General features: G+C 62.1%; 21 protein-coding genes. 10 read left to right on the top strand and 11 right to left on the bottom strand.

Annotation, left to right across the window (positions count from 1 at the left end; all coding sequences use genetic code 11):
* Positions 1-11: 11 nt before the first annotated feature.
* The 8 genes from GPL81_RS29065 to GPL81_RS29030 form a co-directional block, all read right to left on the bottom strand.
* On the bottom strand, positions 12-971 hold the full coding sequence (locus GPL81_RS29065; protein ID WP_160109525.1) for an amidohydrolase family protein: 960 nt from the start codon (positions 969-971) through the stop codon (positions 12-14).
* The gene (locus GPL81_RS29060) at positions 964-1,923 is read right to left on the bottom strand and encodes an amidohydrolase family protein (RefSeq protein ID WP_160109542.1); all 960 of its coding nucleotides are present in this window, start codon (positions 1,921-1,923) and stop codon (positions 964-966) included. The genes GPL81_RS29065 and GPL81_RS29060 overlap by 8 nt, the downstream gene beginning before the upstream one ends.
* Before the next feature lie 10 nt (positions 1,924-1,933).
* Entirely contained in the window at positions 1,934-2,392 is a 459-nt protein-coding gene (locus GPL81_RS29055; RefSeq protein ID WP_160109524.1) for a thioesterase family protein, read from the bottom strand.
* Between the two features lie 67 nt (positions 2,393-2,459).
* Entirely contained in the window at positions 2,460-4,355 is a 1,896-nt protein-coding gene (locus GPL81_RS29050; protein WP_160109523.1) for a TRAP transporter large permease, read from the bottom strand.
* Between the two features lie 15 nt (positions 4,356-4,370).
* On the bottom strand, positions 4,371-5,417 hold the full coding sequence (locus GPL81_RS29045) for a TRAP transporter substrate-binding protein (RefSeq protein ID WP_160109522.1): 1,047 nt from the start codon (positions 5,415-5,417) through the stop codon (positions 4,371-4,373).
* Between the two features lie 262 nt (positions 5,418-5,679).
* Positions 5,680-6,888: a CaiB/BaiF CoA transferase family protein gene (locus GPL81_RS29040; RefSeq protein WP_160109521.1), complete on the bottom strand. Its 1,209-nt coding sequence runs from the start codon at positions 6,886-6,888 to the stop codon at positions 5,680-5,682.
* Between the two features lies 1 nt (position 6,889).
* Positions 6,890-7,669: an enoyl-CoA hydratase-related protein gene (locus GPL81_RS29035; RefSeq protein WP_160109520.1), complete on the bottom strand. Its 780-nt coding sequence runs from the start codon at positions 7,667-7,669 to the stop codon at positions 6,890-6,892.
* Between the two features lie 111 nt (positions 7,670-7,780).
* The gene (locus GPL81_RS29030; RefSeq protein WP_160109519.1) at positions 7,781-8,920 is read right to left on the bottom strand and encodes an iron-containing alcohol dehydrogenase; all 1,140 of its coding nucleotides are present in this window, start codon (positions 8,918-8,920) and stop codon (positions 7,781-7,783) included.
* 174 nt (positions 8,921-9,094) lie between these two features.
* Between GPL81_RS29030 and GPL81_RS29025 the strand changes: the two genes are divergently transcribed.
* From GPL81_RS29025 to GPL81_RS29015, 3 genes are all read left to right on the top strand, one after another.
* Positions 9,095-10,018, top strand: a complete 924-nt coding sequence (locus GPL81_RS29025) for a LysR family transcriptional regulator (RefSeq protein ID WP_096510564.1) — start codon at positions 9,095-9,097, stop codon at positions 10,016-10,018.
* 87 nt (positions 10,019-10,105) lie between these two features.
* Positions 10,106-11,011 carry a hypothetical protein gene (locus GPL81_RS29020; protein WP_160109518.1) on the top strand — a complete coding sequence of 302 codons (906 nt, stop codon included), beginning with the start codon at positions 10,106-10,108 and terminating at the stop codon, positions 11,009-11,011.
* 215 nt (positions 11,012-11,226) lie between these two features.
* Positions 11,227-12,285, top strand: a complete 1,059-nt coding sequence (locus GPL81_RS29015; protein WP_160109517.1) for a GGDEF domain-containing protein — start codon at positions 11,227-11,229, stop codon at positions 12,283-12,285.
* A 126-nt stretch (positions 12,286-12,411) separates the two neighbouring features.
* Here GPL81_RS29015 and GPL81_RS29010 read toward each other — a convergent pair whose 3' ends face one another.
* Together GPL81_RS29010 and GPL81_RS29005 are read right to left on the bottom strand one after the other, a co-directional pair.
* Positions 12,412-13,977: an aldehyde dehydrogenase (NADP(+)) gene (locus GPL81_RS29010; RefSeq protein WP_160109516.1), complete on the bottom strand. Its 1,566-nt coding sequence runs from the start codon at positions 13,975-13,977 to the stop codon at positions 12,412-12,414.
* Between the two features lie 8 nt (positions 13,978-13,985).
* Positions 13,986-14,609 (bottom strand): cysteine hydrolase family protein, encoded by a 624-nt coding sequence (locus tag GPL81_RS29005; RefSeq protein WP_160109515.1) that lies wholly within the window; start codon positions 14,607-14,609, stop codon positions 13,986-13,988.
* Between the two features lie 99 nt (positions 14,610-14,708).
* On the opposite strand from GPL81_RS29005, the gene GPL81_RS29000 reads away from it, so the two are divergent.
* From GPL81_RS29000 to GPL81_RS28990, 3 genes are all read left to right on the top strand, one after another.
* Positions 14,709-15,203 carry a winged helix-turn-helix transcriptional regulator gene (locus GPL81_RS29000; protein ID WP_160109514.1) on the top strand — a complete coding sequence of 165 codons (495 nt, stop codon included), beginning with the start codon at positions 14,709-14,711 and terminating at the stop codon, positions 15,201-15,203.
* A 251-nt stretch (positions 15,204-15,454) separates the two neighbouring features.
* Positions 15,455-15,793 (top strand): hypothetical protein, encoded by a 339-nt coding sequence (locus GPL81_RS28995; protein WP_121102314.1) that lies wholly within the window; start codon positions 15,455-15,457, stop codon positions 15,791-15,793.
* Positions 15,794-16,032: 239 nt separating this feature from the next.
* On the top strand, positions 16,033-18,015 hold the full coding sequence (locus tag GPL81_RS28990) for a methyl-accepting chemotaxis protein (protein WP_160109513.1): 1,983 nt from the start codon (positions 16,033-16,035) through the stop codon (positions 18,013-18,015).
* Positions 18,016-18,148: 133 nt separating this feature from the next.
* Here GPL81_RS28990 and GPL81_RS28985 read toward each other — a convergent pair whose 3' ends face one another.
* Positions 18,149-18,700, bottom strand: a complete 552-nt coding sequence (locus tag GPL81_RS28985) for a TetR/AcrR family transcriptional regulator (protein ID WP_160109512.1) — start codon at positions 18,698-18,700, stop codon at positions 18,149-18,151.
* A 109-nt stretch (positions 18,701-18,809) separates the two neighbouring features.
* On the opposite strand from GPL81_RS28985, the gene GPL81_RS28980 reads away from it, so the two are divergent.
* The 4 genes from GPL81_RS28980 (at position 18,810) to GPL81_RS28965 (ending at position 25,096) form a co-directional block, all read left to right on the top strand.
* Entirely contained in the window at positions 18,810-19,088 is a 279-nt protein-coding gene (locus GPL81_RS28980) for a LysR family transcriptional regulator (protein WP_096510572.1), read from the top strand.
* Positions 19,089-19,229: 141 nt separating this feature from the next.
* Positions 19,230-20,489 carry a multidrug efflux RND transporter periplasmic adaptor subunit MexE gene (mexE, locus tag GPL81_RS28975; protein WP_160109511.1) on the top strand — a complete coding sequence of 420 codons (1,260 nt, stop codon included), beginning with the start codon at positions 19,230-19,232 and terminating at the stop codon, positions 20,487-20,489.
* 12 nt (positions 20,490-20,501) lie between these two features.
* Complete coding sequence (locus GPL81_RS28970; RefSeq protein ID WP_160109510.1) at positions 20,502-23,681, top strand: efflux RND transporter permease subunit; 3,180 nt, start codon at positions 20,502-20,504, stop codon at positions 23,679-23,681.
* Positions 23,678-25,096 (top strand): efflux transporter outer membrane subunit, encoded by a 1,419-nt coding sequence (locus GPL81_RS28965; RefSeq protein ID WP_160109509.1) that lies wholly within the window; start codon positions 23,678-23,680, stop codon positions 25,094-25,096. The genes GPL81_RS28970 and GPL81_RS28965 overlap by 4 nt, the downstream gene beginning before the upstream one ends.
* The last annotated feature ends 831 nt before the right edge of the window (positions 25,097-25,927 follow it).

The raw sequence follows: 25,927 nt of genomic DNA, 5'->3' as shown, positions 1-25,927 counted from the left end.
TTAAGGGCTGTTCAAATGAGTCGGTAGAGGCGACGGGCGTTGTCATGGAACAACGCCAGCCGATCGGTGACAGTTCGGTCGCGGACGATGGTCTTGAAACCGTCGAGAATCTCGCTCATGCCGTTGACCACGCCATCGACCGGGTAATTGGTGGCAAACGCACAGCGGTCGACGCCGACAATCGAAATCGCGTCGTTGACCACCACGCGGTTTTCTTTGACGGGCCACGGCTTGCCTGGGATGCAGATGCCGGAAATTTTCAGCGCCACGTTCGGCTCCCGGGCAAGCCGTTCAAGATTGCTACGCCAACCCGCCAGACCTTGTTCGGAACGATCCGACGGCAACGCCGTGTGATTGACCACAAGGGTCACGTCGGGAAAGTCCCTGGCCAGCTCGGCCGCTTCCGGCAGGTGCCACCAGGGCGCCTGCAACTCGAAGTGCAGGCCGTTGTCCGCCAACAGGGCGTAGCCGTCCCGCCAGCGCGGATCGCGCATGGAACCGGGCGCGGCGAAATCTTCGCGCCAGGCTTCACGGTGGGTGACCACCGGTTTATGGCGTATGCCGCGCACCAGCGGATGTCGGGCGTACTGGCGCAATAGGTCGGGTGCGTCTTCGCGGTCGAGCCAGGCCTGGGCCACCATGGCGGCCAGGGTCGGTTCATCCTCGGCCAGCGACTCGACAAAGCGCACTTCATCCAGCGGTGTCGCCGGGTCCCACTCGCCCTCGATCAGCACGGTCTGGACGATCCGGTGAGCGCCGGTCAGACGGCGATAGTCCGGGGGCAGGAAGTTGCGGCAGATCGACGAATAGTCGCCATAGCGAAACGGGCGCAGCGGGCGATCGTTCAGCCATGGGTAGTAATGCGCATCGATGTCGAAGTAGTGCTGATGGGCGTCGATGATGGGCAAGTCGGCATCGTCGCCGCTGGCCAGGAAGCGTGCGCGCCAATCAATGTTGCGCTGCTCATCCATGGGCGGTCTCCAGGCGATAAAAGCGTTGGGCATTGCCGGCGAACACCGCTTCCTGAACCTTGCGACCCATGGGCGCGAGCATCGCGGCCACGCCATCGGCGAGGGTGTCGTAGGAAGCGCGCAGGCCGGCCACGGGGAAATTGCTGGCGAACATGCAGCGTTCGGCGCCGAAGATCTCCAGCGCGGTGAGCACCACGATGCGGTTGTCTTCAAGGCGCCATGGCGAATCCTTGAGGCCGAATTCCGAGAGCTTGATGTGCACGTTGGGTTGCAAGGCCAGGGCTTCCAGGCCCTTGCGCCAGCGCGCCATGCCTTCAGGGCTACGGTCCCAGGCGAAACCGGTGTGGTTGAGGGCAATGCGGATCCGCGGAAACATCGCCGCCACTTGCGCGGCTTCCAGCAGATGCCACGGCGGCACGCGCAGGTCCCAGGACAAGTCGTAACGCTCCAGCAGGGCAAAGCCTTCCAGCCACTTGGGGTCCTGCATCGTGCCGGGGGCTCCGGCTATCGAGACGTCCGGCGAGGCCGAGGTCACCGGCTTGGAGCGGATGCCTTTCACCAGTGGCCGGGCGGCCTGGGCGGCGAGAATCTCGGCGCTGTCTTCGCGATCGAACCAGGCGTGGGCGACGATGGCATTGGGAAAACCGTAGCGGGCGTTCACCTGTTCCAGCCAGCGGGTTTCGGCGACCTGTTCGTCACGGGCGCGCTCGGCCTCGACATGCACGGTGCCGATCAAGCGTTGGTTCCGGGTCAACGCGAGAAAATGCTCGGGCAAGAAGTCGTGGCACAGGGAGTGGTAATCGCCGAGGAAAAAATCCTCGTGATACTCGTCCTGCAACCAGGGATAGCGGCCGCTGCCGAGGTCCCACAAGTGATGGTGGGCGTCGACCATCGGCAGCGCATCCCCGGCCGCGAGGTTGGGCAAGCCATTGCGTTCGTGCAGGGTGATCATGGCAACGTACTCAGCGTGACGCAGTGAGGCGTGCAGGGCTGAGCGCGTCGTCATCGACTTCGCCAGCCTCGGCAGCCGCGGCCTTGGCCTGGACGCGGCTGCGCAGCTTGGCGACATTGACCACCACCCGCGTGTGCGCCGCCGTCGCCACCAGTTCCATGTCATCGCGCACTTCGACATTGAAGGTGACGCTGCGGCCTTCAATGCGGGTGACGGTGGCGACGATGCTCACCGACATGCCCAGCAAGGTCGCGCCGACGTGGCGGATATCCACTGCCGCGCCCACGGTGTTTTCGCCGTCGTCGAGGAAGGTCAGCAGGTAGTCCAGGCAGGCCTGTTCGATGTCATCCACCAGGCGCGGGGTGGCGTAGATGCGCAAGTCCTCGCCGAGAAACGAGATGGTGCGCGGCGAGTCGACGATCAGCCGGCGTTCAGTGGTGGCGCCGGTTTCCAGCGTGGAGAAATTCATAAGCAACCTCGTGTTTGAGTGCCGGCAGTCGAGATCGCGACCACCGGCAGGAGTGTCAAAAGGTGATTCAGGACGGCAGGAAACCGATGGAGATCCAGGGCACGGCGATCAGCACCCCCAGCGCTACCACCAGCGCACCGAGGTACGGCCAGACCCGGCGCATGGCACCGCTCGGGTCAACCTTGGCGATGGCGCAGGCGGCATAGAACCCCACGCCGAACGGTGGCGCGAACAGGCCCAGGCCCATGGCGAAGATCGCGACCATGGCGTAGTGCACATCATTGATGCCCATGGCCCTGGCAATCGGGAACAGCAGCGGCCCGAACAGCACAATGGCCGGGATGCCTTCCAGGAAACTGCCGAGCAGAATGAACGCCACGGCGGAGATGATCAGGAAGCCCAGTGCGCCACCGGGTACGGTGGACATCACCTGCGCCAACTGATGGGAGAACCCCGATTGGGTCAAGGCCCAGGCCATGGCCGTGGCGCTGCCGATGATGATCAGGATCGCGCCGGACAGCGACGCGGTGCTGACCAGGATCGGGTACAGGCGTTTCCAGTCGAAGCAGCGGTAGCACAGCAAGCCGACGATAAAGGTGTAGGCCACGCCTATGGCGGCCACTTCGGTGGCGGTGGCGACGCCTTCGACCACCGCGGTGCGGATCACGAAGGGCAGGGCCAGTGCCGGCAGGGCGACCAGCAGCGAATGGCCGATTTCCTTGCTCGAAGCGCGTTTGCCGGTAGAGGCCTCGCCTTTGCGGTTTTTCCACCAGATCACCACGGCCATGGCAATCGCCCCCACCACCGCCGGCATGAAACCGCCGGTGAACAGCGCGGAAATCGACACGCCGGTGACCGAACCGATGGTAATCAACACCAGGCTCGGCGGGATGGTTTCCGACATTGCTCCGGAGGCATTGAGCATCGCCACCAGTTCGTTTTCATCCTCGCCGCGTTTCTTCATTTCCGGAAACAGCGCCGGTGCAATGGCCGCCATGTCGGCCGCTTTCGAGCCGGAAATCCCGGAGATCAGGTAGATCGCACCGATCAACACATACGACAGACCGCCACGGACATGGCCGATCAACGAGCACAGGAAGCGGATCATCGCCCGCGCCATGCCCATGGCTTCAATCAGCGCGCCGAGGAACACGAACAACGGAATCGCCAGCAGGATCAGGCTGGCCATGCCCTCGTCCATGCGGCCCACCACCAGGGTCAGCGGTGTGCTGGTCATGGTCGACAGGTACGCCACGGTGGCCAGGCCGAACGCGACCATGATCGGCACGCCGATGACGATCATGCCCATCACGCCGATCATGAAGAACACGATCAGGTTCCAGTTGCCCATCAGCAGCAGGGTGCCTTCACCGGCCCACAGCAACGCCGCCAGCGAACCGAGCATCGCCACCGACACGGTGAAGTCGATCAGCCGTGCGCTGGTCAACAGCCGCGCCACGCAGGTCAGCAACATCAGGCTCAGGCCGACGGCAATGGCCGACACGCGAAACGCGTTGGGGATTTCCAGGGCGGCGGTGGTGATGATCCATTCATCGCTGACGAACTCCCAGGCCGGCGAGAACAGCATCACGATGAAGGTGATGACGATCACCGCGCCGAAGGTGTCGACGAAGGCGCGTTTTTCCGCCGGCAGGCGGGCGATGAACGAGGTCAGGCGCATGTGCTCGCCGCGTCGCATCGCCACCACCGAGCCGAGCATCGCCAGCCACAGGAACAGCAGCGACGCCATTTCGTCACCCCAGACAATCGGCTGGTTGAGCACGTAACGGGAGAACACGTTGCAGAACAGCAAGGTGACTTCCAGGGTCACCAGCAACGCGGCGCTGCCTTCGGTCGCCCAACGCAGGGCGGTATCGAGCACGCGACCAAGGCGCAGTGCGGTGTGGCGTGGGCTGAGTCGTTCAGCAGCAGAAACGTCCGTCATCGGTATCGGGTTTTTCATGACTGTGTCTCCGGCTCAGGACAATTGACCTGCGTACTGCTCAAGCAGGTTCCAGGCTTCGTCGCCGTACTTCTGTTTCCATTGGGTGTAGAAACCTTTTTTCTGCAGGTCGGCGCGGAACAGCGAACGGTCAACCTTGTTGAAGGTAATGCCGTGGGCGGTCAGCGACGGTTCCAGGCTGGCATTGAGGTCGATCACTTGCTGGCGCTGGACCAGGGCGGCGGCGTTGATCTGCCGGGAGACGATTTCCTGCACATCCTGGGGCAGTTTCGGGAAGGTCTTGCCGGAGCCGAGGATCCAGAAACCACCCCAGATGTGGTCGGTCAGGGAGCAGTATTTCTGCACTTCATAGAAACGCGCCGACTCGACCACCACCAGCGGGTTTTCCTGGCCGTCGACGACCTTGGTCTGCAACGCCGAGTAGGTTTCGTTGATGCTGATGCCGGTGGGGGCGGCGCCCAGTGCGCTGAACATCGAGGTCCACAACGGGCTGACCAGTACGCGTAACTTGAAGCCGGCGAGGTCTTCGGGGGTGTTGATCGGGCGGGTCGAACTGGTGATCTGGCGGAAGCCGTTGTTCCAGACTTTCTCCATCGGGATCAGGCCGACCTTGGTGGTCTGCGCCCGGACATACTCGCCCAGTTTGCCGTCCAGTGCGGCCCAGACACTCTCGTAGTCCTTGAAGGCGAACGGCATGCTTTCGATGGACATCGCCGGGACCAGGGTTGAGAGGATCGCACCGGGCAGGGGAATGAAGTCCACCGCGCCGGCGCGGACCTGGGACAGCATGTCGGTGTCGCCACCCATGGAGGCGTTGGCATACACCTGCAAGTCCACAGCACCGTTGGATTCGGCCTTGATCGCCTCGGACGCGGCCTTCATCTGTTTGTTCAGCGGGTGGGTGTCGGGCAGGCTGCTGCTGTAGCGCAACACGATGGGTTTGGTGGCGGCAAACACGCCGCTGGTGGGCAGCAGGCTGGCGGCGAATGCACCGCCAACGGTGACGCCGGCACCGACCAGGAAAGATCGGCGGCTGACGGCTTCGGTCAAGATACGGCTCATGTTGTTCACCTTTTTGTTTTTGTTGTTGTTCTTGTAGGAGCAAAGCTTGCTCGCGATGGTCGTTAACGATGGCCAGGGCTGCCTGGATGCAAACGGCGCCTTCACCACCATCGCGAGCAAGCTTTGCTCCTACACGGATCACTGTTTTCTGTGGGAGCGAGCCTGCTCGCGATGGACCTGAGCGCGCCGCGTTTATCCAGGCACCCCTTGTCATCGTTAACGTCCATCGCGAGCAGGCTCGCTCCTACAGGTGGGGGTGTTTTCAGGATGCGAGTGCCAGCACTGCCTTGCTGCGAATCAGGTCGTCGATTTCGTCTTCGGCGTAACCGCTTTCTTTCAGCACCTCGCGGGTGTGTTCGCCGAGCAGCGGCGCCGGGCGGCTGGTTTGTGGCGGGGCGTTGTCCATGTCGGAAAAGTGAATCGGCAGGCCCATGCCGCGCACGCGGCCTTCGGTCGGGTGTTCGGTTTCGACGACCATGCCGCGTGCTTTGGTTTGCGGGTGGGCGAGGGCGGCGGCGATGTCCAGGACCGGTCCGGCAGGCAAGCCGAGGCTGTCGAACAGCACCATCCATTCATCGGTGGTGCGGGCCACCAGCACTTCGTTGAGGATTTCCACCAGGGCCAGGCGATGCTCCATGCGCAGGGCATTGCTGGCGAAGCGCGGGTCGGCCTTGAGTTGCGGGACCGCGAGGGCTTCGACCAGGCGTTCGTAGTTGGCCTGGTTGGCGGCGCCGATGTTGATCCAGCCGTCGGCGGTGCGGAACACCTGATACGGCGCGCTGGTGGAGTTGGCCGAACCCATTTTCGGCAGGATGGTGCCATCGGCAAAGTACGCCGCCGCCGGCCAGAACATCTGTTGCAGGCCGGCCTCGAACAGCGAGGTGTCGACCATTTGTCCCAGCCCGGTTTTCTGTTTGGCGGCGTAGGCGGCGCAGATGCCGAGGGCGGCGAGGATGCCGGAATTGATGTCGGCCACCGGTGAACCGGCCTTGACCGGCTCACGCCCGGCTTCACCGGTCATGCTCATCATGCCGCTCATGCCTTGGGCGATCAGGTCGAAACCGCCCTTGTCACCGAACGGGCCGCTGCGGCCGTAACCGGAGATCGCGCAGTAGATCAGTCCCGGGTTCAGGGTTTTCAGGGTGTCGTAACCCAGGCCGAACTTCTCCATGGTCCCGGCACGGTAGTTTTCGGTGACCACATCGGCGTCCATCAGCAGGCGGCGCAGCACATCGCGACCGCCGTCGGTCTTCAGGTTCAGGCCGATGCCGCGCTTGTTGCGGTTAACTACCATGAACGAGGCGGACTCGCCGCTGGTCATGATCGGCGAGAAGCGCCGGGAGTCATCGCCGTCGGGCACTTTCTCGACCTTGACCACGTCGGCCCCCATGTCGGCCAGCATCATGCCGCACACTGGCCCGGACATGATGTGAGCCAGCTCTACTACGCGCATGCCTGTCAGCGGTCCCATGTCATTTACCCTCGAATTGTGGTTTGGCTTTCGCGATGAAAGCGTTCAAGCCGATCTGGAAGTCGTCGGTGTCGTAGCAGAAGTAGCTGTGGTCGATCTGCGCAGCAGTAGGCGCGTGACCGGCTTCGAGCTGGCGCGCGGCCTGGCGGTGCCAGCGGGCAACCAGCGGCGCGCCGTTGGCGATGCGCCGGGCGGTGGCGAGGGTTTCGCTTTCGACGTCGGCATCGGCGACGACCCGGGTCACGAGGTTTTTCACGTAGGCATCCTGGGCATCGAGGATGCGGCCTTCGAGGAGGATTTCCAGGGTGGTCGAACGCCCGGCCAGCGCCACCAGTCCGGCCATTTCGTCATAGGACATGACCAGGCCCAGCTTGCCGACCGGCGCACCGAAACGGCTGGACGTGCCGCAGATGCGCAGGTCGCACAGCGCCGCGATCTCCAGGCCGCCGCCGACGCAGACGCCGTGGATCATCGCGATCACCGGGTGCCGGCAGTCGGCAACCGCGCGCATCGCCGCCGAGGTGACTTCGGCATACACGCGGGCTTGAGAGGGGTTAGCGCGCACGGTCGGAAACTCGCCGACGTCGGCGCCGGCGGCAAAGGCCTGTTCGCCTTCACCGCGCAACACCACGCAGCGCACGCTCGGGTCGGCGGACAGTTCGCTCATGACGTCGCCCAGGTCCTGCCACATCGACAGGTTGAGGGCGTTCATTTTTCCCGGGTTGCTGAGGGTGACAATGGCAAGGCTGTCTTGCCGTTCGAAAAGGACGGTGGGCTTCATGGTTGTTCTGCCATCGCGACTTCACGTTTCACGAGAACGTAAGCGTGATTGCCGCGATGGCGTGGCCTCCTGAATTTTTATTGTTGGAAAGCGGCAGGGTGCAGCGGTGCGTTACAGCGATTGCCGCAGCATCGTCAGGTAGTCCGCACTGGATGCTTCGCGCGGGTTGGTCTTGTGACTGTGATCGTGCAGCGCGCCCTCGACGATGTGGTCGAACAGGCTTTCGTCGACGCCGATTTCGCTCAGTCGGGTCGGCAGGCCCAGGCGGCGGGTCATGTCCTCGATGGCCGAGCCGATGTTGGCGTCGGTGGCCAGGCCCATGGCGTGTCTCAGGCGTTCGAGTTTTTGCTCGCCGCGCACGGTCGGGGCGTCGGCGTTGAAGTGCACCACCGCCGGCAGGAAAATCGCGTTCAAGGTGCCGTGGTGCAGTTTCGGATTGATGCCCCCCAGGGCATGGGACAGGCTGTGCACGCAGCCCAGGCCTTTCTGGAACGCCAGTGCGCCCTGCATCGATGCGCTCATCATGTTCAACCGCGCCTGGCGATCGCCGGGTTCGGCGGTGGCGCGTTCGATGTGGCCCCAGGCACGCCACAGGCCGTCGAGGGCGATGCCGTCCGCAGCCGGGTTGAAGGCCGGCGCCATGAAGGTTTCGATGCAATGGGCGATGGCGTCCATGCCGGTGGCGGCGGTGAGCATCGGCGGCAGGCCGAGGGTCAGTTCGGGGTCGCAGATGGCCACGCGGGGCACCACATAAGGCGAGATCACGCCCACCTTGCGACCATCGTCGAGAATCAGGATCGCGCCCCGGCCGACTTCGCTGCCGGTGCCGGCGGTGGTCGGGATCGCGATCAGCGGCGCGGTGGCCGAGGTGATGCGCTCCAGGCCGCCTTCGATGACGGCAAAGCTTTGCAATGGGCCGTCATGGGTGGCGCACACCGCCACGCCTTTGGCCAGGTCGATGGATGAACCACCGCCGACTGCGATGATGCCGTCGCATTCACCGCTGCGGTATCGGGCGACCGCTTCACGTACGGCGTGTTCGTTGGGGTTCGGTGGGGTCGCATCGAAAATCGTGTAAGGGTGGTTGGCGCCGAGGGCGGCGATGACCTTGTCGACGATGCCGGCATTGCGCACGCCCAGGTCGGTGACAATCAGTGCGCGGGTGATGCCGGCGCGGTCGGCTTCGGCGGCCAGGTGCTCGAGGCTGTCGTAGCCGAACTGGATTTTGGTGACGTAATTGATGAGGGACATGATTCACCACAAGTTATACAGGATTGTTATTGTCGCGATCGGTTCGTGGCAGCAGCGCCGTGGCACTATGGTCAAACCCATTGCATTGCCTGACTGTGGAGCGGACTATAGGGCCGTCGGGGTGACCCCGATACTGACAACTTTCGATACCTCTATAACTTTTAGTTAACCCTGATGACGCCCTCACTCAACTCGATCATGTCCCGTTTGCACATCAAGCAACTGCGCTTGTTGATAGCCCTTGATGAGCACGGCTCCTTGCTGGGCGCGGCCAAACAGGTGGCCCTGACCCAGCCCGGCGCCAGCAAGGCGTTGCAGGAAATCGAAACCACCTTCGGCACCTCGCTGTTCACCCGCACTAACCGCGGGCTTGAACCAAACGATGCCGGACGCTCGGTGATTCGTTACGCCCGGTTGATCCAGACTGACCTTGCGCACCTGCGTGAAGAGATCATCGGCATCATGAGCGGCGAGGGCGGGCGGGTGTCGGTGGGCACCATCATGGGTGCCGTGCCGCTGCTGACCACCGCGATCAGCCGGGTGATCGCCGACAACCCGAAAATGTCCGTGGAGATCGTCGAAGACACCAGCGCCGCGCTGCTGAGCCAGCTCGACGCCGGGCGGCTGGACCTGGCGATCTGTCGCACCACCATCAGCACCACGCCGTACCTGTATGAGAGCGCGACATTCGTCGAGGAAACCCTGGCAGTGATCGCCAGCACCCAGCATCCGTTCGCCTATGCCAGGCGACTGACCCTGAAGGATCTGGTGGATTACCGCTGGGTGGTCTACCGCGCCAACATGCCCATGCGCCTGCTGCTGGAGCGGGAGTTTCACGAGGCCAATCTGCGCTTTCCGGTGCACCTGCTGGAAACCACTTCGGCTTTCGCGACGCTGTCGTTGTTGCAGGAGAACCCGACGCTGGTGGCGCTGGTCTCGACGGACGTGGCCAATTTCTGTTCCGGCTACGGCTTCACCACTACGCTGCCGCTGCCCATCACCTCACGCAGCGAGCCCTATGAACTGGTATCGCGCAAAGGCGTGCCGGATTCACCGGCGGCCAGGTTGCTGCGCCAGGCACTGTTGAATCCGGGCTGATCCGCTGTTTTTTGCGGCAACTGCCCCTTTGCGCAGTGAAGGGCATAGCTCTAGAGTCGGACAGGCATCTTCAGTGGACGTCAGGTCATGTACAGCACGCGGGAAACACCGGGCAGCGCCCGGCAGTTTCACGACCGGATCTATGCCGGCGAGATCATTCGTTTCACCGATTTGTCCCCCATGGCGTCGCTGGTGGCATTCACCCGTGAATGGCTCGAAGAGGCGCTGTATCCGTGGTCGCCGCAAGAAATCCATCGGCACCTGAGCCACGGGGAACAGACCGAACGTTTTTCCCAATACCAGAATGCTTTCGCCAGCTGCGCCGAGATCCAGCTGCGCTGGCTGGCCGTCGTGGAGAGCCTTGGAATTGACGCTGATGCCCTGGCCTGCGATCGCCTGCACCTGCGTTTTCAGCCACACCGTGAACCGCGTCACGTCGCGCCACGCGCCCGCACCACGGCCACCATCGCCTTTCACCGCGACACCTGGGGCTCGAATCTGTATGCGCAGACCAACTGGTGGGCGCCGATTTACCCGATCACCACGGGGCGGACCTTCGCCTTGTACCCGCATCTGTGGCAGCGCCCGCTGCTCAATTCCAGCGCGGATTTTGACATGCGCGCGATTCTGCAACGCTCCCATCGCGACGGTCGCAACGCGGTGGATGCCGATGAAGCCATCCCGCATCTACTGGAGGCGGTTGATCCACAGCAGGGTATTGTTGTCGATATCGCACCTGGCAGCCTGATTGCCTTTTCCGGGGCGCATGCCCATGTCGGCGTCGGAAACAGCACCGGGTTGACGCGGATCTCCTTCGAAACCCGCTCCGTTTTGATCGATGACCTGTTGGCTGGATTGGGGGCTCCCAACGTTGATGGCCGTGCGCCGTGGATGACGCCCGGGCTGTTTCGGCGGATGAGCGATGGCAGGCGCCTGAATGAGATTCTGGGGTGTGGGTTTATCGAACCCTACACCCATCCAGAACACCACTAGATCCCTGTAGGAGCGAGCCTGCTCGCGATAGCGGTGTATCAGGCAACAATTCCATCGACTGACACGCCGCTATCGCGAGCAGGCTCGCTCCTACAGGGGGCCTTGGCTGGCATGAAATCGCTTGTTCAAATCAAAACCGGGATAGCCGTTTGCCATGCGTATCGGTATGCTCATCGCGTTCACAAACGCCAATGATTAACAACCACAGTGAATCCATGAGCCAATCAGACTCGCGTGCGAATGTTCTAGCGCTTTATCCGGAAGACTCCCGCGAGGCGGCGGCGCTGCTCAAGCAAGCCGTACCCCTGATGGTTCGCCACAATATCCCGCCCAATCCGGTGCATTACGCCCTGTGGTACACCTACAGCAAAGGCCAGGACCCGGAACTCAATCGCCATTTGGATCGGGTGGTCAGGGACTTTGACGGTTGCCCGCCAGAGTCCGCGACCCGGCTGTTTCGCGAGTACATCATCCGTGACGAGCTGGAAGATGCCCGCGCCGGGCAACAACAGGTCATCAGCCTGGTCGATGGCATGGAGCGCGATGTCTCGCGCAGTGTGAAGGGCAGTGCCCACTTCCAGCACCGTCTCGGGCAGTGCCTGGAGATGCTCGAGGAGCCGGTCAGCGAGCGCTTGCCGGGTATCTTGAACGAGCTGCAGCAGAGTACCCGGCTGATGCAGAGTCAGCAGGAGCAGTTCCTTTCCCAACTGCATTCGGCGCAAAGCGAGATCAAGACCCTGCGGGACAAACTGGAGCGCGCGCAACTGGCCGCGACACTGGATGGCCTGACCGAGCTGCTGAACCGGACGGCCTTCACGCGCATGCTGGAGCAGGCCTTGGCCAAAGGCTCCCGCAGTGTCGCGCTGGTGATGCTGGATATCGATCACTTCAAGCAATTCAACGATCAATACGGCCACCCGCTGGGTGACCGGGTGTTGCAGCATGTCGGCCAGGTGCTGCGCAGTGCGCTGGCACCCAACGCCTTTGCCGCGCGTTATGGCGGCGAGGAGTTCTGCGTGGTGCTCGAAGACTGCGCCAATCTCGACAGTGCCTGCGCCTTCGCCGAGCTGTTGCGCCTGAAGGTCCAGTCGTTGCGGATCAAGGCACGGGGCACCGACACCGTGCTGGACACCATCACCGCGTCCTTCGGCGTGGCCTTCGTGCAGCTCGGTGACAACCTGGAAAGCCTGTTGACCCGCGCCGATGACGGGCTGTATCAGGCCAAGCGTAATGGGCGCAACCAGGTGTGTGCGATGCACAAAGCCCCGGCCTGACCACCTGCCACCCTGTGGGAGCAATGCTTGCTCGCGATGACGGCAGCACAGTCACCAAGGATGTTGTCTGACCGACCGCCATCGCGAGCAAGCTTTGCTCCCACAGGTAACCACCGGTCTTACCGTTTATTGACCGTCCATGCTGCGTGGCAGACCAAGTGGATTGAGCTCTCGCAACGCCTCAGGCAGCAACGCATCCGGAAACCCCTGGTAAGTCACCGGGCGCAGGAAGCGTTCGATGGAGGTCATGCCCACCGAGGTGAATCGGCTGTCCGACGAGGCCGGGAAGGGGCCGCCGTGAATGGTGGCGAAAGACACTTCCTGCGGATGGGCAAAGGCGTTGACCACGATCCGCCCGGTGCGCCGCTCCAGCACCGGCAACAAACGTCGAGCCAGGTCCAAATCCGCCTCCTCAAGGTGCAGGGTTGCGCTGAGCTGGCCGCGCAACGAGCGGGCGACCGCGAACATTTGCGCCTCGTCCTTGACCTTCACCAGCAGTCCCGCCGGCCCGAACACTTCATGGGCCAATGCGTTTTCGGCCAGGAAACGCTGGCCATCGACTTCAAGCAGCGCGGACCGGCCATCCAGATCGGCATGGGCCACCGAACCCACGGCAACCAGGCTTGCACCGGTGCTTTGCAGGCGATCGAGGCCGCTGAGGTAAGCCCCGTGAATCCCCGGTGTCAGCATCGGACGCGCCGGTGCATCGGTCACACGCTTGATCATGGCGGCGCGCAACGCCTCGAAACCTGCACCTTCGACCGCGATCAGGATCGCCGGCTTGAGGCAGGCCTGGCCGACATTGACCAGCATGCGCTCGACGAATCCGTCACCGATCTGCGCACCGCGCGCGGCGAGTGCCTGGGGCAGGATGAACGTGGGGTTGACGCTGGTCATCTCGGTAAACACCGGGATGGGGTCGGGGCGCAGTTGCGCTCGGCGATACAGCGCCATGCCGCCCTGTTCCGAGCCGGTGAAGGTCACGGCCTTGATCAGCGGGTGGTCGACCAGGGCTTCGCCGATGGCGTTGCCGCCGCCGCGCACCATCGAAAACACACCTTCCGGTAAACCGCTGTCCTGCACGGCCTGGCGGATGGCTCGGGCCTGGATTTCCGAGGCACCAGGGTGAGCGTTATGGGCCTTGACGATGACCGTCGCGCCCGACGCCAGCGCCGAGGCGGTGTCGCCACCGGCAACCGAATAGCTGATGGGGAAATTGCTCGCGCCGAAAACAGCCACCGGGCCGATGGCGATTTTCTGCAGGCGGTGATCCATGCGCGGCCTTGGCTGGCGGTCAGGTTGTGCCGGGTCGATGGCCAGTTGCAGGAAGCGTCCTTTGCGCACGACATCGGCAAATTGGCGGAACTGGGTGGCCGCTTTGGCCGCTTCGCCCTGAAGCTGGGCTTCGGGCAGACCGGTTTCCAGTGCAGCCCGTGCTGCCAGCTCCTGGCTTACGGCATCGAGATTGTCGGCGATGCGCTCAAGGAATGCCGAACGTTCGGCCAGCGAGGTATGGCTGTAATGGTCGAATGCCTCGTCGGCCAGGTTCGCCGCCTTGTCGACATCCGCGACACCACCGAAGGCGAAGTCCGGCTCGATGAGTTGGTTGGTGGCGGGGTTAAGCGCCTTCATCGTCCCTTCGCTGGCAGGGACTTCGCTGGCGCCGATCAGGAGGTTTCCAGTCAGTTTCATGTGTTGTCTCACGGCTTCAGGGTGGCGATCAGTTGTTCGGTGGTCACAATCGAATGGGCGAACGTGGGGCCGTTCAGCTCATGGGCGGCGTGCATCATTTCCGGCTTGAGCGCGGCGGTGGCGTCCCGCACCAGGGTAACGTGGTAACCGAGTTCCTGGGCGTAGCGAGCGGTGGCTTCGATGCAGGTATTGGCCAGCAGGCCGACGATGATCACGTGGGTGATGCCTCGTTGCTTGAGGCGAAAATCCAGGTCGGTGTTGGCAAAACCGCTCGAACCCCAATGCTCCGAAACGACAATGTCGCCGTCCTTGGGCGCGAAATCGGGGTGCCATTCACCGCCCCATTCACCACGGGCGAAGTGGTGCATGTGCTGGATCTTGCATTGGCTCGGGCTTGGGTGATCCCAGTTTTCGTAATCGCCTTTTTCCCAGCGACGGTGCGGTACGATGACCACCGGAATGTCCAGGGCACGGACCGTGCGGTCCAGTGTGCGCAGGTTGTCGAGCAGGCCGACTTGCTCGGCGATCGGTTCGATCAAGGGGTAAACCTTGCCGCCTTCGGAGAGGAAATCGTTGTAGGGATCGACCAGCAGGTAGGCGGTGCGATCAAGCGGATAGGCAGCATTCGACATGACGAGTTCTCCAGGAATGTGGGCTGACCCGTGCCATGGGCTTGCCCCGGCATGGTGTTGATATGATAATCATAGTTACTGTGAAAGAGGCAAGCCTGCATGGCAGTAAAAAAGAGTAGTCCTGAAACTTTGTGCCCGATTGCACGGGCCGAGGCGGTCGTCGGAGACCGATGGACGGTATTGGTGCTGCGCGAATTGTTCATGCGCAATCATCGATACGACGAAATCCAGGCGCAGACCGGAGGAACGCCGCAGATGGTCGCGGCACGCCTGAAAAGCCTGGAGGCTGACGGGATGGTCGAGCGCCGTGCCTACAACGAACGACCCAAGCGCTACGAGTACCACCTCACCGCCAAGGGCGAGGCGTTTTATTCGGTGGTGCTGGCCCTGCGTGCCTGGGGGGAAGCCTGGTGTAAATCGGCAGAGGAAGGGGTGGCCGTGCGCTTCACCCACCAGACCTGCGGGCACCCTGCCGGACTCGGGCCGCTTTGCGAGCATTGTGGAGAGCTGCTGCGCCGTGAAGAGCTGATCAGCGAGCCCTCAGAGGCCTATGCCCAGGAGCGACTGGCACGGCGAGAGGCGTTCAAGGCGTGATCGCGCGGCGAATCCTGTGAACGGGAACCTGTAGGAGCAAAGCTTGCTCGCGATGGCGGCGTATCAGGCGACATCAATGTTGACTGTACCGACGCCATCGCGAGCAAGCTTTGCTCCTACAGGTAATCGTCTACCGCGAGCTCATAACTATTCGTTCGAGTAATAGTGACAATCACCGATCACAAGTTCTGTTGTATCCGGGAAACAAGGAAAATCGCACCCACCTAAAACGCTCTTAAGGAACCGGCGCGATGAACCTTCATGCCCGACTGGCTATTGCCGCATCCCTGCTGTTGTCGGGCTGTGCCTCCACGCCAAACGACCCGACGCTGACCTTGCAGACGAAAAAAGCGCCCGCGGATTACGCGAATTGCGTTTTACCGAAACTGCAGGAAAATTCGCTGCACGCGACCCTGTCGGAAACCCAGCGCAGTTACCGGATCGTGGTTTCAAGCAAAGTCGCTGCAAACGATGTGCTCGAGGCCTACAAGGCGTCGAACGGCGGCAAGGTGTTTTTGTACGAACGCGCACTGCTGGCCTCGACGTTCGGGCCTTCGCGACTTGAACGCGCTGCCCAGGAATGTCTGTAGGCGCTGGCAGAAAATTCCCGCTTCCATCCCCCCGACACTCGAACCGGACGTGTCTGCGCGGCGCTCGTAGCCGCATTCTCTTCTGATTGAACAAGTGTTCATTTAGGTTGCATCGAGGCCTTGCGCCTCGATATAGTGGCCAAATAATATCAATTATAAATCACTTGCCAGCAGGGCTGCTGCACTCACATTTTTGCGCGGGCTGTGCTGGCTGACGTATCGCTCATTCGAGAATGCTCATGCCCAATCGCTCACTGCACTTCAAGCTGTTCTGGACCGCGCTGACTGGAACCGTCGTCGTCATGGCGCTGCTGCTGGGTTCCATCGCCTACATCGCCTATGGCTCCTCCGTCAAAGAAACCTTTGCCCTGGTCGATACCATCGTCAAGGCCAATGCCAAGCAAGTGGAAGTCGAACTCGGTGCCGGTTTTACCGTGGCTGAATCCCTGGCCAGTGTCGCCACGGCGATGCAGCAACAACAGGTCGACCGCAAGACCGCCGATGCCCTGACTCGCCAGCTGTTCGAGGCCAACCCCAAGCTGCTGGGCCTTGGGCAGTATTGGGAGCCTAACGCGTTCGATGGCAAGGACAGTGAGTACGCCAACCAGCCCAATCATGACGCCACGGGCCGTTACCTGACCTACTGGAACCGTGCCGCAGGCGCGGTGAAGTCCGAAGCATTAAGCGGATACAGCCCGGAGAATGCCGACAACCAGTATTACTACCGGCCACTGCACACCCGCCAGCCATGGGCGTCCGAACCTTTTGCCTACAGCACCGGCAGCGGTCAGCAGGTGATGATGGTGTCGATCATGGTGCCGTTGTTGCAGGGCGGCAAGGCGGTGGGCGTGGCGGGGGTCGATATCCCGCTGGAAAGCATCAACCGCCAGCTCTCGACCATCGATGCCTACAAAGGCTACGGCGCGCTGGTGTCCAGCGATGGCTTGTACGCCAGCCATCCCGACGCCAAGCGCCTGAGTCAGCCGGCCAATGAATTGCCGACTGCCGCCAAGGATGCGATCAAGGCCGGCCAGCCCTACAGTTTCGAGCGCGATGGCTGGGGCTATGTGCTGCAACCGGTGCGTATCGGCAAGGCGCCGAACAACTGGGCGTTGATGGTGGCGTACCCGTTGGCCGAAGCCATGGCCGGCATTAATCATTTCCTCTACACCGCCGTGATCATCGGCCTGGTGGCGTTGCTGGTGCTGGCCATTGTGCTGTGGCATTTGCTGGCGTGGCAGATTCGTCCGTTGTCGGGCCTGACGGTCGGCATCCAGGCCTGGGAGGGCGAGTTGGGGTTGCGCTTCGAGCAGCGCAGCGGCGATGAAACCGGCAAGCTGGCAGGGGCGTTCAACCAGTTCATCCAGCGCCTGGGCGATCTGGTGGGCTCGATTCGCCACAGCAGCACGGCGTTGATGCAGATCTCCAATCACCTGGGCGATACCACCCAGGCCGTCGCCGAACGGGCGACTTCGCAGCACACCGCTACCGAGGAGATGGCCAGCGGCGTCACGGCACTGGCGCACTCGGTGACCGAGATGTCACAGCAGGCCGAAGATGTGGAGCAACTGGCGCGCAACACCGAAATGCTGACCACGCACATTTCCGGGGACATGAGCCAGACCCTGGCCGGCATCACCCATATCGACCAGACCATGGACGTGGTCGCCGGCGCGGTGGGCGATCTGGAAAAACGCTCGCAGCAGATTGCCGGGATCATCGCGGTGATTCGCAGCATCGCCGACCAGACCAATCTGTTGGCCCTCAACGCGGCGATCGAAGCGGCGCGGGCAGGGGAGCAGGGCCGTGGTTTTGCCGTGGTGGCCGACGAAGTGCGGCAACTGGCGGAACGCACCAGTCGCTCGACCGGTGAAATCGGCGAGATGATCGGCGCCATCGGTTCGGACGTGCGCAACACCGTGGCCAACGTCCAGCAGGTCGGCGAAGCGGTGCGCCAGGGCGTGGTGCAACTGACCACCTCGGCCCAGGGCGTGGATCAGATCCGCCAGCATGCCCAGGATATCCTGACGCGCATCAGCGAAGTGGCACGCCAGACCCAGAGCCAGGCGGCGACCGGTGAGCAACTGTCCGTGGCCATCCAGGGCGTCAGCCGCATCTCCGAACAGAACGACCAGGCGATCCGCAGCCTGCTCGATCAGTCGGTGCAATTGCGCGATCAAGCCGGCTCGCTGAGCCGGCAACTGACGCAATTCAGGGATTAAAAGAGCCACTCCTGTAGGAGCAAAGCTTGCTCGCGATGAACGTCAACGATAACGCTCGCTGTCTGAATGACCGCGTTGCCTGGACGTCCATCGCGAGCAAGCATTGCTCCCACAGGTGATCATCCTTGAGCCCTCAGACCTGCCAGGCATCGATCACCGACGTCAAAAACTGCTTCGACAATTCAGGCTTGTCCACCGCACGGGCAATCATCATGGCCCCTGCGATCGAGGCAATGACCTGCAGCACTTGCTGGTGTTTTTCCTCCTGAGTCTCGCCTTCCACCAGTGGCATCAGTATCTCGATCAAGCGCTCGAGGCCCTGGGTGAAGGACTGGCTGACGGTGCCACCGGTGCGGGCGACATCGACCGCCAGCGCGGGGATCGGGCAGCCTCCGGTCCAGTTGTCCAGGTGCTTCTGGGTCAGGTATTTCTTCACCACCTCCGGGATCGATTTGGCGTCTTGCCAGTTTCGTATGGTGGTCTCGAACGTCCGGGTCACGGCCTCCGACGCCAATTGTTCCTTGCCGCCGGGGAACTGCCCGTAGAACCCGCCATGGGTCAGCCCGACCGAGCGTGAGAGCTCGCCGATGCCGATGCCGTCGATGCCTTTTTCCCGGTACAGCCGGGAGGCGGCGGTGAGGATCGCTTCTTTGTTCGCCGCGGCTTGGTCTTTCGTCACTTTCATGAGCTGCTCCTGAGGCCAGGTATGCCTGCCGTGTGCACGTCGTCGCCAAATGTCTTGTAATGATTATGGTCGTAATATATCGTCGGCGCAAATACCAGGTGGACACGTTATGAAACGTAATGATCTGCGCAGAATCGACCTGAATCTACTGGTGGTTTTCGAAGTCCTCATTCAGGAACGCAACGTCACTCGTGCGGCGAGGCGGCTCTCAATGGGCCAGCCGGCTGTCAGTGGCGCACTCAGGCGTTTGCGAGCCTTGTTCAACGATCCCTTGTTCGAGCGCGCCGGGCGGGAAATGCAGCCCACGCCCCGCGCCATCTCGGTCGCGCAGGCACTGGGCCCGGCATTGGATTGCGTGTGCAGCGTGATAGGCAATACCAAGGCTTGAGCAGGACAGTTGTGTTTTTTTGCCCATATACATGACGATCATCATTAATAGTAATACCCAAGTTCACCCTGTTCGATTCGTCGACGCCTCGCGCGAGGCCGAGACTTCGAAAATCCTTCAACCGTCTGGCGGACACCACCCATGGCACAGTCACTCAAAGCTTTTCGTTACCCGTTTGCCGCATTGGCCCTCACGATGCTCACCGCCTGCGACCGCGCGCCAGTAGCCGCCAATGCGCCAGGGGCGCCCCACGTCACGGTTGCCAAGGTCATCGAGCAGCCCATCACCGAGTGGGACGAAGTGACTGCGCGCCTTGAGGCCCCGGAAACCGTCGAAGTCCGTCCACGGGTGTCGGGACAGATCGAACAAGTGGCCTTTACCGACGGCGCGTTGGTGAAGAAAGGTGACTTGCTGTTCCAGATCGACCCACGGCCGTTCGAACACGAAGTGCATCGTTTCGAAGCCCAACTGCAACAAGCCAGGGCCACGCTGGTTCGCACTGCCAACGAAGCGCAGCGCGGACAGCGTCTGCTGGGTAGCAATGCGATTTCCGCCGAATTGGCCGATACCCGCACCACCACCGCGCAAGAAGCCAAGGCCGGTGTCGATGCGATCCAGGCGCAGCTCGATCTGGCCCGCCTGAACCTGAGTTTCACCCGCGTCACCGCGCCGATCAGCGGGCGTGTCAGCCGCGCCGAAATCACCGCCGGCAACATCGTCACCGCCGACACCACGCCGCTGACCAGTGTGGTCTCCACCGACAAGGTCTACGCCTATTTCGACGCCGACGAGCGCCTGTTCCTCAAGTACGGCCAGCTCTCCCGCCAGGGCCAGCGTAGCCAGACCACACCGGTGTACATGGGCCTGTCGAACGAGGAGGGCAATACGCACCTGGGGCAGATGAACTTCGTCGACAACCAGGTCAACCCCAAGACTGGCACCATCCGTGGTCGCGCGGTGTTCGACAACGCGGATGGCCAATACACCCCCGGCCTGTATGCCCGTCTGAAGCTGGTGGGCAGCGCCGCCTATGCCGGCCTGCTGATCAAGGACGAAGCGGTGGGCACCGACCTGGGCAAGAAGTTCGTGCTGGTGATCGATCAGGACAACAAGGCCGTGTACCGCAGCGTCGATCTGGGGCCGAAGCTTGAGGGCCTGCGCATCGTGCGCAGTGGCCTGCAGAAAGAAGACCGCATCGTCATCAACGGTCTGCAACGGGTCCGTCCCGGCGCGGTAGTCGCCCCGCAGGATGCGCCCATGGCCGACCCTGAAACCGTCGCGACCCTGACCCGCCAACGGCAGGCAATCGAAGCCGGCAATCAACCGGCCATCCAGGCCCCGGCCTCCGTCAAATCACCCGCACTGGTGAAAACGGATGCTGCGGTTTCTCCTCGCGGATAAGGGAATACCGACATGAAATTCTCTCAGTTCTTTATCACGCGACCGATCTTCGCCGCGGTGCTGTCGCTGCTGATCCTGATCGCCGGCGCCATCGCGCTGTTCCAGTTGCCGATCAGCGAATACCCCGACGTCGTGCCACCCACCGTGGTCATTCACGCCAACTACCCGGGCGCCAACCCCAAGGTGATTGGTGAAACCGTTGCTGCACCGCTCGAACAAGCCATCACCGGCGTCGAGAACATGTTGTACATGTATTCGCAGTCCACGGCCGATGGCAGGCTCACCCTCACAGTGACCTTCGCCCTGGGCACGGACCTGGACAACGCCCAGGTGCAGGTGCAGAACCGCGTGACGCGGACCGAGCCGAAACTGCCCGAGGAAGTGACCCGCATCGGTATCACCGTGGACAAGGCGTCGCCCGAGCTGACGATGGTGGTGCACCTGACCTCGCCGGACAAACGCTACGACATGCTGTACCTGTCCAACTACGCGATCCTCAACGTCAAGGACGAGTTGTCCCGCCTGAACGGCATCGGTGATGTGAAGATGTACGGTATTGGCGACTACTCGCTGCGTATCTGGCTCGACCCGAACAAGACTGCTTCGCGCAACCTGACCGCGACCGACGTGGTCAACGCCGTGCGCGAGCAGAACCGTCAGGTCGCGGCTGGCCAACTGGGTGCGCCCCCCGCGCCCAACGCCACAAGCTTCCAGTTGTCGATCAACTCCCAGGGCCGTTTGGTCACCGAAGAAGAGTTCGAGAACGTGATCATCCGCAGTGGCCCGAACGGCGAAATCACGCGCCTCAAGGACATTGCCCGGATTGAACTCGGTTCCAACCAATACGCCTTGCGCGCCTTGCTCAATAACCAGGAAGCGGTGGCGATGCCGATCTTCCAGCGCCCGGGTTCCAATGCCATCGACGTTTCCGATCAGGTGCGGGCGAAGATGGCCGAGCTGAAGAAAAACTTCCCCGAAGGCATGGACTACGAGATCGTGTATGACCCGACGATCTTCGTGCGCAGCTCGATCGAAGCCGTGGTCCATACACTGTTCGAAGCACTGATTCTCGTGGTGCTGGTGGTACTCCTGTTCCTGCAAACCTGGCGCGCCTCGATCATTCCGCTGGTGGCGGTGCCGGTATCGCTGATCGGTACTTTTGCCGTGATGCATCTGTTCGGCTTCTCGTTGAACGCCTTGTCGTTGTTCGGCCTGGTACTGGCCATCGGGATCGTGGTCGACGATGCGATCGTGGTGGTGGAGAACGTCGAGCGAAACATCGAGACGGGACTGGAACCGATCGAAGCCACCAAAAAAGCCATGGGTGAAGTGACCGGTCCCATCATCGCCACGGCGCTGGTGCTGTGCGCGGTGTTCGTCCCGTCGGCGTTCATCTCCGGCCTGACCGGCCAGTTCTACAAACAGTTCGCCCTGACCATCGCGATCTCGACCGTGATCTCGGCGTTCAACTCGTTGACCCTGTCGCCAGCCTTGGCGGCGGTATTGCTCAAAAGTCATGACACGCCCAAAGACCGATTCTCCAAAGTGCTCGATCGCCTGTTCGGTGGCTGGCTGTTCAAACCCTTCAACCGATTCTTCGAAAAGGCCGGCCGCGGCTATGTGATGACCGTCGGCAAAGTCATTCGTGGCAGCAGCGTGGCATTGCTGGTCTACGCCGGCCTGATCGCCCTGACGTACATGGGTTTCAGCACCACACCGACCGGTTTTGTGCCGACCCAGGACAAAAAATACCTGGTGACTTTCGCGCAATTACCGGACGCCGCCAGCCTTGATCGCTCGGAGTCGGTGATCCGTCGCATGAGCACCATTGCCATGAACGAGCCGGGCTTCGACAGCGCCGTGGCATTCCCCGGCCTGTCGATCAACGGCTTCACCAACAGCCCGAACGCAGGGATCGCCTTCATCGGCTTGAGTTCTTTTGAGGAACGTAAGGATCCAAGCCTGTCAGCCAAGGCGATTTCCGCTTCGCTCAATGCCAAGTTCGGCGGCATTCAGGACGCCTACATCGCCGTGTTCCCGCCGCCGCCGGTTCAAGGCCTGGGCACCATCGGTGGTTTCAAACTGCAGATCGAAGACCGGGGCAACCTGGGCTATGAAGCGCTGTACAAGGAAACGATGAACATCATTGCCAAGAGCCGCAGTGTTCCGGAACTGGCCAACCTGTTCACCAGCTACACCGTCAACGTGCCACAGGTCGAAGCTGCCATCGACCGGGAAAAAGCCAAGACCCACGGCGTCGCCGTCAACGATATCTTCGACACGCTGCAGGTGTACCTGGGGTCGTTGTATGCCAACGACTTCAACCGCTTCGGTCGCACCTATCAGGTCAACGTCCAGGCTGACCAGCAATTCCGCCAGGAGCCGGAGCAGATCGGTCAGTTGAAGGTGCGCAACGACCACGGCGAGATGATTCCGCTGGCGACCTTCGTCAAGGTCAGCCCGACCTCGGGCCCGGACCGCGTGATGCACTACAACGGCTTCATCAGCGCAGAAATCAACGGCGCGGCTGCCCCCGGCTACAGCTCCGGCCAGGCCCAGAAGGCCATCGAAAAACTGCTCAAGGACGAACTGCCCAACGGCATGACCTACGAGTGGACCGACCTGACCTACCAGCAGATCCTCTCCGGCGACACCGCGTTGCTGGTGTTCCCGCTCTGCGTCTTGCTGGCGTTCCTGGTGCTGGCAGCGCTGTATGAAAGCTGGAGCCTGCCATTGGCGGTGATCCTGATCGTACCGATGACCCTGTTGTCGGCGATTGCCGGGGTGATCATTTCCAAAGGCGACAACAACATCTTCACCCAGATCGGCCTGATCGTACTGGTGGGCCTGGCCTGCAAGAACGCCATCCTGATCGTCGAGTTCGCCAAGGACAAACAGGACGAGGGCCTGTCGCCCCTGGACGCCGTACTGGAAGCGTGCCGCATGCGTCTGCGGCCGATCCTGATGACCTCCATCGCGTTCATCATGGGCGTTATCCCGTTGGTGACCTCCACCGGCGCCGGTTCCGAAATGCGTCGGGCCATGGGTGTGGCCGTGTTCTCCGGCATGCTCGGCGTGACCTTCTTCGGCCTGCTGCTGACACCGGTGTTCTTCGTCCTGATTCGCCGCTACATCGAACGCAAGCAAGCGCGCAAACAAACCCGTGCGCTGAACCTGGAGGTGCAACCATGAATGCTCTGAAGCTTTTTTTACCCAGCCTTCTGGTGACCGCGCTGGCCGCCTGCACGGTGGGCCCCGACTACAAGGCCCCGGACACCGCACCGGCCAATAGCGTTTATGCGAAAGCAAGCAACTACGATCAATCGCGATTTGAATCGGTGTGGTGGCAACAGTTCGACGACCCCACGCTGAACCAGCTGGTGAGCAAATCCCTGGAAGGCAACCGCGATTTGCGCGTGGCCTTTGTTCGCTGGAAAGCGGCGCGGGCGATTCGTGACGACATCAGCAACGACAACCTGCCGGTGGTCACCAGTCGCGCCAGCAGCCAAATAGGCAAGGCGCAGGTGCCCGGCCTGACGGACAAACGTGTGAACATCGAACGCTACGATCTGGGCCTGGACATGGCCTGGGAAATCGACCTGTTCGGACGCATCCAGCGTGCACTGGAGTCGAGCGATGCCCAGGAAGGCGCGGCAGCGGCGGATCTGTTTCAACTGCGGGTGACCATGATCGCCGAGTTGGTGGACGCCTACGGGCAACTGCGCGGTGCGCAACTGCGGGAAAAAATCGCCCTGGCCAACCTCAAGAACCAGAGCGATTCACGCGCTGTGACCGTCAGTCTGCGCGATGCCGGCGTGGGTAACGAACTCGACGTGGTACGCGCCGATGCGCGGCTGGCTGCCGTCGAGGCCAGCGTGCCGCAACTGCAAGCGGAACAGGTCCGGCAGAAGAACCGCATCGCGACCTTGCTCGGTGAGCGTCCGGATCAATTGAGTGTGTCCCTGAGTCCGAAGGACCTGCCGGCCATCGCCAAGGCACTGCCCATCGGTGATCCCGCCGAACTGCTGCGTCGCCGCCCTGATGTGCTGGCGGCCGAACGCCGGCTCGCCTCCGCCACGGCGGATATCGGCGTCGCCACCGCCGACCTGTTTCCCCGGGTCAGCCTGAGCGGCTTCCTGGGCTTCACCGCCGGACGCGGTTCGCAAATCGGCTCCGCCGCCGCCAAGGCCTGGAGCTTGGGCCCGAGCATCACCTGGGCAGCCTTCGACCTGGGCAGCGTACGAGCACGCATCCGCGGTGCCGACGCCAACGCGGAAGGCGCCTTGGCCACCTATGAACAGCAAGTGCTGCTGGCGCTGGAAGAATCGGAGAACGCCTTCAGCGACTACGGCAAGCGCCAGCAGCGGTTGTTGTCGTTGATCAAGCAAAGCGAATCGAGCAGGGCGGCGGCGGACCTGGCCGAAACCCAATACAAGGAAGGCGCCGTGGACTATCTGGTGCTGCTCGATGCCCAGCGTGAACGGCTGAATGCCGAGGATGCGCAGGCCCAAGGTGAAATCGATCAATACCGGGGTATCGTCGCGATCTACAAATCGTTGGGAGGCGGGTGGGACAGCGGTGGCAACAAGGTGGCGACCAGGAACTGAAATCGGTCTCTACATTATTGTAGGAGCGAGCCTGCTCGCGAAAAACCAACGGGCGCCGAGGGGTGTCTGGTTTTACGCGTAATCGTTCACGACCATCGCGAGCGGGCTCGCTCCTACAGGTGGGGGCTGTTGCTTTTCCTTGTAGGAGCGAGCCTGCTCGCGAAAAACCAATGGCCGCCGAGGGGTATCTGGTTTTGCGCGTAATCGTTCACGACCATCGCGAGCGGGCTCGCTCCTACAGGTGGGGGCTGTTGCTTTTCCTTGTAGGAGCGAGCCTGCTCGCGAAAAACCAACAGGCGCCGAGGGGTGTCTGGTTTTGCGCGTAATCGTTCACGACCATCGCGAGCGGGCTCGCTCCTACAGGAGGAGGCTGTTGCTTTTCCTTGTAGGAGCGAGCCTGTTCGCGAAAAACCAACGGGCGCCGAGGGGTGTCTGGTTTTACTCGTAATCGTTCACGACCATCGCGAGCGGGCTCGCTCCTACAGGAGGAGGCTGTTGCTTTTCCTTGTAGGAGCGAGCCTGCTCGCGAAAAACCAACGGGCGCCGAGGGGTGTCTGGTTTTGCGCGTAATCGTTCACGACCATCGCGAGCGGGCTCGCTCCTACAGGTGGGCGAAACAGGGTTTTGTCAGTCTTTAAACGTTTTTTGCAGTGTGTGTTTAAACACCATCAAGATTACTTCCTGAAAGCCACAAAACCTTGCGTCGTTGCCTACCGTTACGCCAGAATCCGCCGGCTTGTGCGCCTTGGGGTCGCTCGGTAACTTGATTCGTGTCACTGCCCATCAGTGATCGGGTTTAGCAGCCCGTGGTATTAGAAGGTCGCACGAGTG

The organism is Pseudomonas izuensis (assembly GCF_009861505.1).
Taxonomy (GTDB): domain Bacteria; phylum Pseudomonadota; class Gammaproteobacteria; order Pseudomonadales; family Pseudomonadaceae; genus Aquipseudomonas; species Aquipseudomonas izuensis.
Note: the sequence above shows the minus strand (reverse complement) of the source record. Positions and strands in the feature narration are given on the sequence as shown.

What these genes read in the sequence shown, in the direction of transcription:
- GPL81_RS29065 (WP_160109525.1), bottom strand. Translation starts at nt 971, where the DNA reads ATGGATGAGCAGCGCAACATTGATTGGCGCGCACGCTTCCTGGCCAGC.
- GPL81_RS29060 (WP_160109542.1), bottom strand. Translation starts at nt 1,923, where the DNA reads ATGATCACCCTGCACGAACGCAATGGCTTGCCCAACCTCGCGGCCGGG.
- GPL81_RS29055 (WP_160109524.1), bottom strand. Translation starts at nt 2,392, where the DNA reads ATGAATTTCTCCACGCTGGAAACCGGCGCCACCACTGAACGCCGGCTG.
- GPL81_RS29050 (WP_160109523.1), bottom strand. Translation starts at nt 4,355, where the DNA reads ATGAAAAACCCGATACCGATGACGGACGTTTCTGCTGCTGAACGACTC.
- GPL81_RS29045 (WP_160109522.1), bottom strand. Translation starts at nt 5,417, where the DNA reads ATGAGCCGTATCTTGACCGAAGCCGTCAGCCGCCGATCTTTCCTGGTC.
- GPL81_RS29040 (WP_160109521.1), bottom strand. Translation starts at nt 6,888, where the DNA reads ATGGGACCGCTGACAGGCATGCGCGTAGTAGAGCTGGCTCACATCATG.
- GPL81_RS29035 (WP_160109520.1), bottom strand. Translation starts at nt 7,669, where the DNA reads ATGAAGCCCACCGTCCTTTTCGAACGGCAAGACAGCCTTGCCATTGTC.
- GPL81_RS29030 (WP_160109519.1), bottom strand. Translation starts at nt 8,920, where the DNA reads ATGTCCCTCATCAATTACGTCACCAAAATCCAGTTCGGCTACGACAGC.
- GPL81_RS29025 (WP_096510564.1), top strand. Translation starts at nt 9,095, where the DNA reads ATGACGCCCTCACTCAACTCGATCATGTCCCGTTTGCACATCAAGCAA.
- GPL81_RS29020 (WP_160109518.1), top strand. Translation starts at nt 10,106, where the DNA reads ATGTACAGCACGCGGGAAACACCGGGCAGCGCCCGGCAGTTTCACGAC.
- GPL81_RS29015 (WP_160109517.1), top strand. Translation starts at nt 11,227, where the DNA reads ATGAGCCAATCAGACTCGCGTGCGAATGTTCTAGCGCTTTATCCGGAA.
- GPL81_RS29010 (WP_160109516.1), bottom strand. Translation starts at nt 13,977, where the DNA reads ATGAAACTGACTGGAAACCTCCTGATCGGCGCCAGCGAAGTCCCTGCC.
- GPL81_RS29005 (WP_160109515.1), bottom strand. Translation starts at nt 14,609, where the DNA reads ATGTCGAATGCTGCCTATCCGCTTGATCGCACCGCCTACCTGCTGGTC.
- GPL81_RS29000 (WP_160109514.1), top strand. Translation starts at nt 14,709, where the DNA reads ATGGCAGTAAAAAAGAGTAGTCCTGAAACTTTGTGCCCGATTGCACGG.
- GPL81_RS28995 (WP_121102314.1), top strand. Translation starts at nt 15,455, where the DNA reads ATGAACCTTCATGCCCGACTGGCTATTGCCGCATCCCTGCTGTTGTCG.
- GPL81_RS28990 (WP_160109513.1), top strand. Translation starts at nt 16,033, where the DNA reads ATGCCCAATCGCTCACTGCACTTCAAGCTGTTCTGGACCGCGCTGACT.
- GPL81_RS28985 (WP_160109512.1), bottom strand. Translation starts at nt 18,700, where the DNA reads ATGAAAGTGACGAAAGACCAAGCCGCGGCGAACAAAGAAGCGATCCTC.
- GPL81_RS28980 (WP_096510572.1), top strand. Translation starts at nt 18,810, where the DNA reads ATGAAACGTAATGATCTGCGCAGAATCGACCTGAATCTACTGGTGGTT.
- mexE (WP_160109511.1), top strand. Translation starts at nt 19,230, where the DNA reads ATGGCACAGTCACTCAAAGCTTTTCGTTACCCGTTTGCCGCATTGGCC.
- GPL81_RS28970 (WP_160109510.1), top strand. Translation starts at nt 20,502, where the DNA reads ATGAAATTCTCTCAGTTCTTTATCACGCGACCGATCTTCGCCGCGGTG.
- GPL81_RS28965 (WP_160109509.1), top strand. Translation starts at nt 23,678, where the DNA reads ATGAATGCTCTGAAGCTTTTTTTACCCAGCCTTCTGGTGACCGCGCTG.